Origin of the sequence: Streptomyces sp. NPDC126503 (assembly GCF_040302405.1) — a bacterium.
GTDB lineage: Bacteria > Actinomycetota > Actinomycetes > Streptomycetales > Streptomycetaceae > Streptomyces > Streptomyces gulbargensis.
Genome location: NZ_JBEORS010000002.1, coordinates 17,083 through 29,783, shown reverse-complemented (window position 1 = coordinate 29,783; position 12,701 = coordinate 17,083). Strand labels below are relative to the sequence as shown.

The window sequence follows — 12,701 nt, the reverse complement described above, 5'->3', positions numbered from 1 at the left end:
TTACACAACTGCTCCATCGACTGCGGGGTACATGATGCGAGAGACGGTTCAGGCCGAGGTCCTGATGAGCTTCCTCGTCTCCGAGGAGCTCTCCTTCAAGATCCCGGTCGAACTGCGATATGAGACCCGGGATCCCTACGCGGTGCGCATGACCTTCCATCTCCCCGGGGACGCCCCGGTGACCTGGGCGTTCGGCAGGGAACTGCTGCTCGACGGGATCAACCGGCCCAGCGGAGACGGTGATGTGCACATCGCCCCCACCGAACCCGAAGGACTTTCCGACGTCTCCATCCGCCTCCAGGTGGGAAGCGACCGCGCGCTGTTCCGAGCCAGCGCGCCGCCGCTCGTCGCCTTCCTGGACCGGACGGACAAGCTGGTGCCGCTGGGGCAGGAATGCACCCTCGGCGACTTCGAGGACAACCTGGAGGCGGCTCTCGGCCGGATCCTGGCCGAGGAGAACGCCGGCTGACTCCCCCGGAGGCCGGAGGCCGCCCTGACGGGCGGTCGCCGGCGCCGGTGAACGGACGGCGGCCCCGGGACGTACGCCCCGGGGCCGCCGTCCGCGCCGTCACGCGGCACCTTCTCCCGCCGACGGCGGTGAAGGCGTACGGCACCCTGGCCGCCGGTAGGAGCGCACGGCATCCCCGCCGGCGGCGAAGGCGTACGGCGCCCGGTGGCGCGTCCTACTTGGCGCGGCGCCGCCGTCCGCCCCCGCCGGCCGAGGGCTTCCTGCCGCCGGTTCCCCCCGGGCGGTCGGCCGAGACGACCAGGGCCGCGAGCCCGGTGGTGACCGGCACGGAGGCGACCAGACCGATCGACCCGACCAGGGTCCGTACGATCTCCTCGGCCACCAGCTCGCTGTTGGCCACCGTGCCCACACTGCTCTGCGCGATCGAGAACAGCAGGAGGAGCGGCAGGGCCGCACCGGCGTAGGCGAGGACGAGCGTGTTCACCACCGAGGCGATGTGGTCCCTTCCGATCCGGATGCCCGCCCGGTAGAGCGCGCGCGGGCCCATGCCGGGATCGGCCTGGTGCAGCTCCCAGACCGCCGAGGTCTGGGTGACCGTCACGTCGTCGAGCACGCCGAGCGAACCGATGATGACGCCCGCCAGCAGCAGACCCGACATGTCGATGTTCGGGTAGAGGCCGTGGATCAGGCCGGTGTTGTCGTCGGTGTTGCCGCTCAGTGAGGCCCAGCCGATGAACAGCGAACCGAGCAGACCGATCAGCAGCAGGGAGATCAGCGTGCCCAGCACCGCGACCGAGGTGCGGGCCGACAGGCCGTGGCACATGTAGAGCGCGATGAGCATGATCGCGCTCGACCCGACCACCGCCACGACCAGCGGATTCGAGCCCTCCAGGATCGCCGGCAGGATGAAGAAGGTCAGCACCAGGAAGCTCACCGCGAGCGCGACCAGAGCCATCAGCCCCCGCAGACGCCCGACCACCACCACGGCCAGCGCGAAGATGCCGGCGAGCAGCGCCATGGGCATCTTCCGGTTCACGTCCGTCACCGAGTACTGCAGGTCGCGGGGCGCGTCCGGCGCGTACGCCACCACCACGCCCTGCCCCTGGTCCAGTTGGCGCGGGGCGTCCGGCTGCACGATCTCGACGAACCTGCGGCCCTTGTCCTTCCCGGTGGTGACCTCCACCGTCGCCTTCTCGCACTGCCCCTGCTGGGCGTTGACCGCCTCCCGGCCCTGCGGGGTGGAGGTGTCACCGGTCGGTGGCACCTGGGCGGCGTTCACGTCCTTGCAGTCGACCCGCTCGACCGAGACGACCGTGCCCTGCTCGGTCTGGCGGTCGAAACCCACGCCGGTCCGCTCGTGCGCCGGCGCGCCGCCCGGCCACAGCACCGCGAGACCGACCACGACCGCCGTGGCGAAGGGGATCAGGACCGCCGCGATGACCCTGCGCAGGTGACGCGAGACGGGCGCGGCGGGACCGTGTGCGTGGCTGTGCCCGTGGCCGGAGCCGGGTGCGTGCGGGGGGACGGGCGGGGGTGCGTGACCGTGGCCATGGCCGCCCGCACCGTGGCCGTGGTCGTGCGGATCGGGGGTCTGCTGCGAGGAAGTCACCGACCGATCATCGCAAGAACGTCGGGGGCCCACTGTTCAGCACGCCAGGGATGACGCTAGCGTGGTGGCACCTTTGCACACGCGGGAGCTCGGAGCACCGGGCTGAGAGGGCGCTGACGACACGCTGCGCCGACCGCCGAACCTGTTACCGGGTAATGCCGGCGTAGGGAGATTCGGTCTCATGACCATTCAGGATGCGCACACGCCTGCCTCCGGCGAGAACACCGCCGGGAACGCGGCCGACAAGGACGTCTCCGGAGCGAACGCCTCGGAGCGGCGGACGCCGGGCTGGCACAAGGGGTACATCGAAGGTTCGCGCCCCGATCTGCGGGTGCCGGTCCGTCAGGTGCACCTCACCAACGGCAAGGACGTGACCCTGTACGACACGTCCGGTCCGTACACCGACCCCACCGTCGACACCGACGTACGGCGGGGCCTTCCGCCGCTGCGCGAGAACTGGATCATCGCGCGGGGCGACACCGAGGAGTACGCGGGCCGGCCGGTCCGCCCCGAGGACGACGGCATCAAGCACACCTCGCCGCGCGGCGGCGGGCTGAAGAACCTCGACGCCGTGTTCCCCGGCCGCCCCCGCCTGCCGCGCCGCGGCCGGGAGGGCCGGGCGGTGACCCAGCTCGCGTACGCCCGCCGGGGGGAGATCACCCCGGAGATGGAGTACGTGGCGATCCGCGAGAACGTCTCCCCCGAGGTCGTACGGGAGGAGATCGCCGCCGGTCGCGCCGTGCTGCCGGCCAACGTCAACCACCCCGAGATCGAGCCGATGATCATCGGCAAGCGGTTCCTGGTGAAGGTCAACGCCAACATCGGCAACTCCGCCGTCACCTCCTCCATCGAGGAGGAGGTGGAGAAGATGACCTGGGCGACCAAGTGGGGCGCCGACACGGTCATGGACCTGTCCACCGGCCGCAACATCCACACCACCCGCGAGTGGGTGCTGCGCAACTCCCCCGTGCCCATCGGCACCGTGCCGCTCTACCAGGCCCTGGAGAAGGTCGACGGCAAGGCCGAGGAGCTGACCTGGGAGATCTACAAGGACACGGTCATCGAGCAGGCCGAGCAGGGCGTCGACTACATGACGGTCCACGCCGGCGTGCTCCTGCCGTACGTGCCGCTGACCGCGCGCCGCAAGACCGGCATCGTCTCGCGTGGCGGCTCGATCATGGCGGCCTGGTGTCTCGCCCACCACAAGGAGAACTTCCTCTACACGAACTTCGAGGAGCTCTGCGAGATCCTCGCGGCCTACGACGTCACCTACTCCCTGGGCGACGGGCTGCGCCCCGGTTCGATCGCGGACGCCAACGACGAGGCGCAGTTCGCGGAGCTGCGCACGCTCGGCGAGCTGAACACGATCGCCAAGCGGCACAACGTACAGACCATGATCGAAGGCCCCGGGCACGTCCCGATGCACAAGATCAAGGAGAACATCGACCTCCAGCAGGAGATCTGCGAGGAGGCGCCGTTCTACACGCTCGGCCCGCTCACCACGGACGTGGCGCCCGCCTACGACCACATCACCTCCGGCATCGGCGCGGCGATGATCGCCTGGTGGGGCACCGCGATGCTCTGCTACGTCACGCCCAAGGAGCACCTGGGCCTGCCCAACAAGGACGACGTGAAGACGGGCGTCATCACCTACAAGATCGCCGCGCACGCGGCGGACCTGGCGAAGGGGCACCCCGGCGCCCAGGAGTGGGACGACGCGCTCTCCGACGCGCGGTTCGAGTTCCGGTGGGAGGACCAGTTCAACCTGGCGCTCGACCCGGACACGGCCCGTGAGTTCCACGACGAGACGCTGCCCGCGGAACCCGCGAAGACGGCGCACTTCTGCTCGATGTGCGGCCCGAAGTTCTGCTCGATGAAGATCTCCCAGGACATCCGGCGCGAGCACGGCGGCGACCTGAAGGCCGAGGAGATCCAGGCGGGCATGGCGGAGAAGTCGGCGGAGTTCGCGGCGAGCGGCAACCGGGTGTACCTGCCGCTGGCGGACTGACCTCCGTACGACGGGAACCGGCCGGTGGCTTCGGGGGGAGTCGCCGGCCGGTTCCGTTTTTCTCCGCGCGGATGCCTTCCCGTGGTCGGGCGGCGTACGGCTCACGGGGTGGACGGATCCGGTGACGGGGCCGGGTCGGGGGGTGTGGTGGCGGCGAGGGCGGCGGCGAGGAAGGGGAGGATGCCGCGTTCCAGGAGGGCCTGACGCCAGGCCTCACGGGCGAGGGAGAGGTCGTCGGCCGGGGCCGGACCGTCGCGGTGCGCCGCGGCGGGGCTGTTGCGCAGGGCCGTGACCAGGAGGCCGGCGCCCGCGCACAGCAGGCCCCCGGCGGCGATGGCGCCGAAGACGAGGCCGGCGGTCAGCAGGGTCGCGCCGAACACGACGGTGGGGGCCACGGCGTGCAGCACCGCCCCGACCAGCAGGAAGATCGCGGCCGCCGAGCCGGCGAGGACGGGCACCATGACGGTGACGATGGCGACCACGCCGGGACCGGGACCGTCGTGCGCGGTGGGCGGGCCGGGGGCGGCGGGGGCCCGGCTCTGTTCCCGGACCTTGACGAAGTGGTCGTACTCGGCCGCCGCCGCGGCGGTGATCAGCGCTGTCGCGTTGAGCGCCATGGAGCGCAGCTGGGCGCTCGTCAGCCGGGTGCCGAGACCGTCGAGTTCCGGCCGCGTCCCGGCGGTACGCAGTGCGTCGTCGAGGACCCGCTCGTACTCGGCACGGTCCTCGGTCAGCAGGTGCGGAGCCACGTTCATGTGCATCCCCCGATGCTCCGTAGGCCCGAAGCGCCGCAGGCAGCGGCGGGTTGGGCGGAAACGGAGGAGAGCCTGCTTGCGGATGGTCCGATGGTATTGCGGGGACCACGGGCGCTGACAGGGAGTTTCCGGAATTCGACTGTTCCGGGTGCGGAGGGTGACGCGTCAGGCGAGCAGGGGGAGTTGGACGACCAGCAGCTTTCCGGCCATGGTCACGCCACCGTCCATGGCGATCGCGAGGCCGTCGGCGTACACGTGCGGACCGTCGACGACCGGACCCGAGGAGTCCTCGCCGTCCTCCGTGCCGACCTGGCCGAGGAGGTACGGGATGGGGCTGTGGCCGTGGACGACACGGTGGCCGCCGTAGGTGGCCAGGAGTTCCTGCACGGCCTGGGGCCCGGCGTCGTCGCGGAAGGCGAAGCGCTTGGTGAACTTGCGGAAGAGGTCCCAGACCTCGTCGGCGTCGTTCCGGTTGAGGATCTCGTGGACGGTGTCGTTGACGTCCTCGATGGTCTCGCCGTACTCCAGGTACGCGGTGGTGTCGGAGTGCAGCAGGAGGTGGTCGTCCTCCCGCACGACGGCGTCGAGCCGGGACATCCACTGGAGGTGGACGTCCTGGAGCCGGTCCATGTCGGTCTTCTGGCCGCCGTTGAGCAGCCAGGCGGCCTGGAAGGTGGCGGTTCCGGCTCCGGAGTTGACCGGTGTGTCGCCGAAGCGTTTGGCGCCGATGAGCAGCAGCTCGTGGTTGCCCATGAGGGCCTTGCAGTAGCCGCCGGCGGCGGCGGCCTCGGCGGAGAGCCGCATGACGAGGTCGATGACGCCGATGCCGTCGGGGCCGCGGTCGGTGAAGTCGCCGAGGAACCAGAGGCGGGCGTTGCCCGCGGCCCAGCCGCCGTTCTCGTCGATGAGGCCCTGCGCGTAGAGGGCGGCGACGAGTTCGTCGAGGTAGCCGTGGACGTCTCCGACCACGTACAGCGGTCCGGGGCCGTCACCGGCGGCGGCGCCCGGGGAGGGCGCGGGGGCCGGGGTGACGTGCACCTGGACGGTGTCGCCGCGGTTGATCACCGGAAGGTCGCGTTCGGTCGGGGTGTAGCCCTCGGGGGCCTGTCCCTCCGGGAAGGCGTTGCCCGGGTGGCCGGTGGCGACGGCGACGATCGAGGAGGCGCCGGCCGGATCCGGGTACGTGGAGGCGGGCAGCCGACCGAGGTGCAGGGTCGGGTCGGCGGGCTGGGGCGCGGGCACCGGCGCGTGGGACTCGGGCGCGGCCGGCTGCGCCGTCGGCGGGGCCGCGTGGGGCTGCGGCGGCGGCGCACTCGGTGCCGGGGCGGCCTGCGCGTCCACCTGCTGCGGGGCGGCGGTGTGCGCCGGAGCCGTGGGCGGCAGGGGAGGGGCGGAGGCCGGGGGAGCCGCGGGGGCGGGCGGGGCCGTCGGCGGTACGGGGGGCGCCGGGGGCGCCGGCGGGGGCGACGCGGCCGGGGGCTGGTCTCCCGTCGGCGGTTCGGTGGCGTGGCCCTGAACGGGCACGCGGGCGTACGGCGGTACGCGGAAGTCACGCAATGTCGCCGTGCGCACCACGGGCTCCTGCCCGGCCCCCTGAGTCATCGACCCCTCCACCACCGTCGCGATGCCCTGCACATCGCGGACCGGCCTGGTCGGGGTGGTCCGCGGTGTCGTCCGCCCATCATAGGAATGAGGGTCCTCCTGTGTGACGCACCAGGGGTGGTGAATCCGGGTCCACTCCGGGTTCACCGGTTGTTTCGCCCGAATTGAGAAGGTCCGGTCCAGGGTTCAACCCGGTGAGGCGTCCGGTTTGACCGTCACCGCCCACGGGCAGGGGCGGGGACGGTGGTTCCTCGGCGGGTCCCTCTCGGTCCCTTCCGGCCCGGACCGGTGCGTTCCGGTCCCCGGCCGGGAACCGGGTCGGCTCCCGGCCGAGGCGCGGGCCGCGGCCCGGTCGGCGGTCAGTCCTTGGAGGGTGAGCGCGGCGGGCTGACCGTCGTGCGGGGCGAGCGCCGCTGCGAGGAGGTGCGGACGATGAGTTCGGTCGGTATCACCTGCTCGACCGGTCCGTCGGTATCGATCCCCTCGATGGCGTCGATGAGGAGCTGGACCACGGCGGTACCGATGCGGCGCGGCTTGAGGGACAGGGTCGTGATGGGCGGTTCGGTGGTGGCGTAGACCGTCGACTCGCTGCAGCAGACGAGCAGCAGGTCGTCGGGGACGCGCAGCCCGTAGCGGCGCGCGGCCGCGAGGAGGTCGGTGCCGTTCGGGTCGAAGAGGCCGTAGACGGCGTCGGGCCGGTCCGGGCGGGCGAGCAGCCGGTCGGCCGCGACGGCGCCCGCGCACGGATCGTGCGCCGGATAGGCCTCGTAGACGGGGTCCTGGCCGACCCGCTCGCACCAGTTGAGGTACGCGGTGGTGGACAGGCGGGTGTAGGTGTCGGTGGTGGTGCCGGTGAGGAGCCCGATGCGGCGGGCGCCGGCGGCGGCGAGATGGTCGAGCAGGTCGAGGACGGCGGCTTCGTGGTCGTTGTCGACCCAGGCGGTGACCGGAAGGGTGCCGGCGGGGCGTCCGTCGGAGACGACGGGCAGGCCCTGGCGGACCAGTTCGGTCACGACCGGGTCGTGGTCGGAGGGGTCGATGACGACGGTGCCGTCGAGGGCGACGTTCGACCAGACGTCATGGCGGGAGGTGGCGGGGAGGATGACCAGGGCGTAGCCCCTGGCGAGCGCGGCCGAGGTCGCGGCTCTGGCCATCTCCGCGAAGTACGCGAATTCGGTGAAGGTGAAAGGTTCATCCCCGTACGTGGTCACGGTCAGGCCGATGAGTCCCGACTTGCCGGTACGGAGGGTGCGGGCCGCCGCGGATGGGCGGTAGCCCAGCCGGTCTGCGACCTCGCGGACGTGGCGGCGGGTGGCGTCCGGGAGTCGGCCCTTGCCGTTGAGCGCGTCGGAGACAGTCGTGATGGAGACCCCGGCGGCGGCGGCCACGTCCCGGATGCCTGCTCGGCCCTGCCGGCTTCCCCGGGTCTGTGCCCGGCTCACCTGGTGCTTCCCTGCTGCTGTCATGGCGAGCCGATAGTAGGGCGACCGGGGGTGGTCGGGACGGCTGCATATGCGGCCCCTTGCAGTCACGTTTCTGCATGATCCGATCATTGAAATGCCGTGAAAAGCAAGGCTGTTGGGGATAAACGCCTGTGCTGTATGGGGTTGGGGTGGCGTGGACCTGGCGAGCGGCGGGGGCGGCCGAGTGGTCGCAACTCACCTCTTCGAGGGACGCGCGCCACGGCGCTCGCCACCGGCGCGCGCCACCCGTCCGCGCGCCCCCAGGGCCTTTCGCCCGTCCGCTCCCTCTCCCGGGCGGGACCTTTCGCCGCGGCCGGGGCCGGCCATCCGCCGCGCCACCCCGTCCGTCCGTCCGTCCCGCCCCACCCCCGGGCGCGGGCCTCCGGACCGTCCCGCGCGGCCCGGCCCGGGTGCCCGTTTCCCCAGCGTGTCCCTCCTGTTGTCCACAGGCCATTCGCAGCGGCGGCGAATCCTCATAAGGTGAGGAGTATTGGTGGTACGGACGGTCGAGGAGGCCACACTGTGAGCGAGACCAGCGGGACGAGCACCGGCAGCCCGAAGCTGCGCGCCGAGCTGGACGGCATCCCCACCTACAAGCCGGGCAAGCCGGCCGCCGCCGGTGGTCCGGTGGCCTTCAAGCTCTCCTCCAACGAGAACCCCTACCCGCCGCTGCCGGGGGTCATGGAGAGCGTGGTGGGCGCCGCCGAGACCTTCAACCGCTACCCGGACATGGCGTGCACGGCGCTGACGCAGGAGCTCGCCGACCGCTTCGGCGTGCCGGCCTCGCACATCGCCACCGGCACCGGCTCGGTCGGCATCGCCCAGTCGCTGATCCAGTCGACCGCGGGCCCGGGCGACGAGGTGATCTACGCCTGGCGCTCCTTCGAGGCGTACCCGATCATCACGCAGATCAGCGGGGCGACCTCGGTGCAGGTGCCGCTGACCGAGGGCGAGGTGCACGACCTCGACGCCATGGCCGAGGCGATCACCGACCGGACGCGGCTGATCTTCGTCTGCAACCCCAACAACCCGACGGGCACCGCCGTGCGCCGGGCCGAGCTGGAGCGCTTCCTGGACCGGGTGCCCTCCGACGTCCTGGTGGTGATCGACGAGGCGTACCGCGAGTTCGTCCGTGACACCGAGGTTCCGGACGGCATCGAGCTGTACCGGAACCGGCCGAACGTCGCCGTGCTGCGCACCTTCTCCAAGGCGTACGGCCTGGCGGGCCTGCGGGTCGGCTTCGCGGTCGCCCACGAGCCGGTGGCGGCGGCGCTGCGCAAGACGGCGGTGCCGTTCGGGGTGAGTCAGCTGGCGCAGGACGCGGCGGTGGCCTCGCTGCGGGCCGAGGACGAGCTGCTCGGACGGGTCGGGTCGCTGGTCGCCGAGCGTGAGCGCGTCCACGCGGGGCTCGTGGCCCAGGGCTGGACCGTCGCGGACACCCAGGCGAACTTCGTCTGGCTGCGGCTGGGCGAGCGGACCATGGACTTCGCGGCGGAGTGCGAGCGGCACGGCGTGGTGGTGCGGCCGTTCGCGGGGGAGGGCGTCCGCGTCACGATCGGTGAGTCCGAGGCGAACGACCTGTTCCTGAAGGCGGCGGAGGGCTTCCGCAAGGAGGGCTGATCGGCCCCCGGGGAGCGCGCGGGCCGGTCAGCCCTGCGCGCGTTCGACGCGGATCGGGTCACCGTCCCTGACGGTGGCCAGGATCCGCGGGTCCCCGTCCAGCGTGCCGAGCAGATTGCACGGACTGGCGAGGCGGCTCTCGTCGCCCCGGGAGATCGGGGTCGGGCCGTAGGGGAGGGCCAGCGCGTCGCCCTCCGTCCAGAAGGCCACCGTGCCCGGGTCGACGACCTGACGTGCCCCCTCTTCGCGGGGTACCGAGACAGGTGTGTCGAAATACACTTCCTCGCCCCAGGTGCGGGCGGTGGACGAGATCGGGAGGGCCCTCGCGAGCGCGGCGCTCGTGGGGGTGTCCTCCAGGGTGGCCGTGGTGTGCCCGGCCGGCCAGGAGATGCGTATCCGAAGGGTCATGCCCCGGATTCAACAATATGTTGAAGGTCTTGGGAAGGCTTGACCTTCGACAGGGGGACCCCCGATTGCCGGTACGGATTTCGCATGAGTCATAATGCTTGTGAATGTGAACGCGTTCACAAGCTCGTCCCGCTTGTCCCCTTTGTGGGGGATCAAAGGGACAAACTGCCGATGCACCACGGCGATGTAAGGAGAAGACGTGGACCTCGCTCTTGCGCCAGAGACCTTGGCGCGCTGGCAGTTCGGCATCACCACCGTCTACCACTTCCTCTTCGTCCCCCTGACGATCTCGCTCGCCGCGCTGACCGCCGGTCTCCAGACCGCGTGGGTGCGCACGGAGAAGGAGAAGTACCTCCGTGCGACGAAGTTCTGGGGCAAGCTCTTCCTGATCAACATCGCCATGGGCGTCGTCACCGGCATCGTGCAGGAGTTCCAGTTCGGCATGAACTGGTCCGACTACTCGCGGTTCGTCGGTGACATCTTCGGTGCGCCGCTCGCCTTCGAGGCGCTCATCGCGTTCTTCTTCGAGTCCACCTTCATCGGCCTGTGGATCTTCGGCTGGGACAAGCTGCCGAAGAAGATCCACCTCGCCTGCATCTGGATGGTGTCGATCGGCACCATCCTCTCCGCCTACTTCATCCTGGCGGCGAACTCCTGGATGCAGCACCCGGTCGGTTACCGCATCAACGAGGAACGCGGCCGCGCCGAACTCACCGACTTCTGGCTGGTGCTCACGCAGAACACCGCCCTCACCCAGTTCTTCCACACCATGACGGCCGCCTTCCTCGTCGGCGGCGGGTTCATGGTCGGCATCTCCGCCTTCCACCTGGCCCGCAAGCGGCACATCCCCGTAATGCGGACCTCGCTCCGGCTCGGCCTGATCACGCTGATCATCGCCGGCATGGGCACCGCCATCAGCGGCGACCTGCTCGGCAAGGTCATGTTCAAGCAGCAGCCCATGAAGATGGCCGCCGCCGAGGCGCTCTGGGACGGCGAGGCTCCCGCCCCCTTCTCGATCTTCGCCTACGGCGACGTCGACAAGGGCCACAACAAGGTCGCCGTCGAGATCCCCGGCCTGCTGTCCTTCCTGGCCAACGACGACTTCGCCTCGTTCGTCCCCGGCATCAACGACGTCAACAAGGCCGAGCAGGAGAAGTACGGCCCCGGCGACTACCGGCCCAACATCCCCGTCGCCTACTGGGGCTTCCGCTGGATGATCGGCTTCGGCATGGCCTCCCTGACGATCGGCATGGCCGGTCTCTGGCTGACCCGCAAGAAGTTCCTGCTGCCGCCGGACCTGCGGACCGGTGAGGACGAGGTGCCGCATCTGGTCCTGTTCAGGCGGCAGGCCCTCAGCCCCCGCCTGACCAAGTGGTACTGGCTCGTGGCCCTGTGGACCATGGCGTTCCCGCTGATCGCCAACTCCTGGGGCTGGATCTTCACCGAGATGGGCCGCCAGCCGTGGGTCGTCTACGGCGTCCTGCGCACCCGCGACGCCGTGTCCCCCGGCGTCTCCACCGCCGAGGTTCTCACCTCGATGACCGTCTTCACCCTGCTCTACGCGATCCTCGCCGTCATCGAGGTCCGCCTGCTCGTCAAGTACGTCAAGGCCGGCCCGCCCGAGCTGACCGAGGACGACCTCAACCCGCCCACCACGATCGGCGGGGACACCCGCGACGCCGACCGGCCCATGGCCTTCTCGTACTGAGGCTCAGGAGATCGAGGCATGGAACTCCACGACGTCTGGTTCGTACTCATCGCCGTCCTCTGGACCGGCTACTTCTTCCTCGAAGGATTCGACTTCGGGATCGGGGTCCTCACCAAACTGCTCGCCCGCGACCGGCCCGAGAAGCGGGTGCTCATCAACACCATCGGACCCGTCTGGGACGGCAACGAGGTGTGGCTGCTCACCGCGGGCGGCGCCACCTTCGCCGCCTTCCCCGAGTGGTACGCCACCCTGTTCTCCGGCTTCTACCTCCCGCTGCTGATCATCCTCGTCTGTCTGATCATCCGCGGGGTCGCCTTTGAGTATCGGGCCAAGCGGCCCGAGGAGAACTGGCAGCGCAACTGGGAGCAGGCCATCTTCTGGACCTCCCTGATCCCCGCCTTCCTCTGGGGCGTCGCCTTCGGCAACATCGTGCGCGGTGTGAAGATCGACCGCGACATGGAGTACGTCGGCGGCTTCTGGGACCTGCTCAACCCCTACGCGCTCCTCGGCGGCCTGGTCACGCTCACCCTCTTCACCTTCCACGGCGCGGTCTTCGCCGCGCTCAAGACGGTCGGGGACATCCGGGTCCGGGCGCGGGCCCTCGCCTTCAAGCTCGGCCTGGTCACCGCCGTCCTCGCCCTCGGCTTCTTGGTCCGGACGCAAGCTGACAAGGGTTCCACCGGAAGCCTGGTCGCGGCCGCCGTCGCCGTCGTGGCGCTCGTCGGGGCGATCGGCGCCATCAGGGCGGGCCGTGAGGGCTGGTCCTTCGGGCTGTCCGGGGTGACGATCGCCGCCACGGTGGCGATGCTGTTCCTGGCTCTCTTCCCGAACGTCATGCCGTCCTCGCTCGACCCCGCGTGGAGCCTCACGGTGACGAACGCGTCGTCGAGCCCGTACACGCTGAAGATCATGACCTGGTGCGCGGCCATCGCGGCCCCGCTGGTGATGCTCTACCAGGGCTGGACGTACTGGGTGTTCCGCAAGCGCATCGGCACGCACCACATCGCCGACGCGCACTAGGGCCGCCGGGGCCCGCGTCCGGGACCCGGAGGCCCCGCA

General features: G+C 70.6%; 10 protein-coding genes. 5 read left to right on the top strand and 5 right to left on the bottom strand.

Features of this window, described 5'->3' with window-relative positions; translation table 11 throughout:
* Positions 1 to 34 precede the first annotated feature (34 nt).
* The gene (locus ABTY40_RS02905; RefSeq protein WP_345280591.1) at positions 35 to 469 is read left to right on the top strand and encodes an SsgA family sporulation/cell division regulator; all 435 of its coding nucleotides are present in this window, start codon (positions 35 to 37) and stop codon (positions 467 to 469) included.
* A 214-nt stretch (positions 470 to 683) separates the two neighbouring features.
* Here the strand turns inward: ABTY40_RS02905 and ABTY40_RS02900 are convergent, their stop codons facing one another.
* Positions 684 to 2,078, bottom strand: coding sequence for a YibE/F family protein (locus ABTY40_RS02900; RefSeq protein WP_502990473.1), 1,395 nt, complete (start codon positions 2,076 to 2,078; stop codon positions 684 to 686).
* A 181-nt stretch (positions 2,079 to 2,259) separates the two neighbouring features.
* Between ABTY40_RS02900 and thiC the strand changes: the two genes are divergently transcribed.
* Entirely contained in the window at positions 2,260 to 4,086 is a 1,827-nt protein-coding gene (thiC, locus tag ABTY40_RS02895) for a phosphomethylpyrimidine synthase ThiC (protein ID WP_345280471.1), read from the top strand.
* A gap of 101 nt (positions 4,087 to 4,187) precedes the next feature.
* On the opposite strand, the gene ABTY40_RS02890 is transcribed toward thiC, so the two are convergent.
* From ABTY40_RS02890 to ABTY40_RS02880, 3 genes are all read right to left on the bottom strand, one after another.
* On the bottom strand, positions 4,188 to 4,847 hold the full coding sequence (locus ABTY40_RS02890; protein WP_352057875.1) for a hypothetical protein: 660 nt from the start codon (positions 4,845 to 4,847) through the stop codon (positions 4,188 to 4,190).
* 159 nt (positions 4,848 to 5,006) lie between these two features.
* Positions 5,007 to 6,443, bottom strand: coding sequence for a metallophosphoesterase (locus tag ABTY40_RS02885; RefSeq protein WP_502990472.1), 1,437 nt, complete (start codon positions 6,441 to 6,443; stop codon positions 5,007 to 5,009).
* 359 nt (positions 6,444 to 6,802) lie between these two features.
* Entirely contained in the window at positions 6,803 to 7,909 is a 1,107-nt protein-coding gene (locus tag ABTY40_RS02880; RefSeq protein ID WP_352057874.1) for a LacI family DNA-binding transcriptional regulator, read from the bottom strand.
* Positions 7,910 to 8,428: 519 nt separating this feature from the next.
* Here ABTY40_RS02880 and hisC point away from each other — a divergent pair.
* Positions 8,429 to 9,526: a histidinol-phosphate transaminase gene (gene hisC / locus ABTY40_RS02875; protein WP_352057873.1), complete on the top strand. Its 1,098-nt coding sequence runs from the start codon at positions 8,429 to 8,431 to the stop codon at positions 9,524 to 9,526.
* A gap of 27 nt (positions 9,527 to 9,553) precedes the next feature.
* Here hisC and ABTY40_RS02870 read toward each other — a convergent pair whose 3' ends face one another.
* Positions 9,554 to 9,934, bottom strand: coding sequence for a cyclophilin-like fold protein (locus ABTY40_RS02870; protein ID WP_352057872.1), 381 nt, complete (start codon positions 9,932 to 9,934; stop codon positions 9,554 to 9,556).
* Between the two features lie 199 nt (positions 9,935 to 10,133).
* Here ABTY40_RS02870 and ABTY40_RS02865 point away from each other — a divergent pair, with 199 nt between their 5' ends.
* Together ABTY40_RS02865 and cydB are read left to right on the top strand one after the other, a co-directional pair.
* Positions 10,134 to 11,642 (top strand): cytochrome ubiquinol oxidase subunit I, encoded by a 1,509-nt coding sequence (locus ABTY40_RS02865; RefSeq protein WP_352057871.1) that lies wholly within the window; start codon positions 10,134 to 10,136, stop codon positions 11,640 to 11,642.
* A gap of 18 nt (positions 11,643 to 11,660) precedes the next feature.
* Positions 11,661 to 12,662, top strand: coding sequence for a cytochrome d ubiquinol oxidase subunit II (cydB, locus tag ABTY40_RS02860; RefSeq protein WP_352057870.1), 1,002 nt, complete (start codon positions 11,661 to 11,663; stop codon positions 12,660 to 12,662).
* Positions 12,663 to 12,701 lie beyond the last annotated feature (39 nt).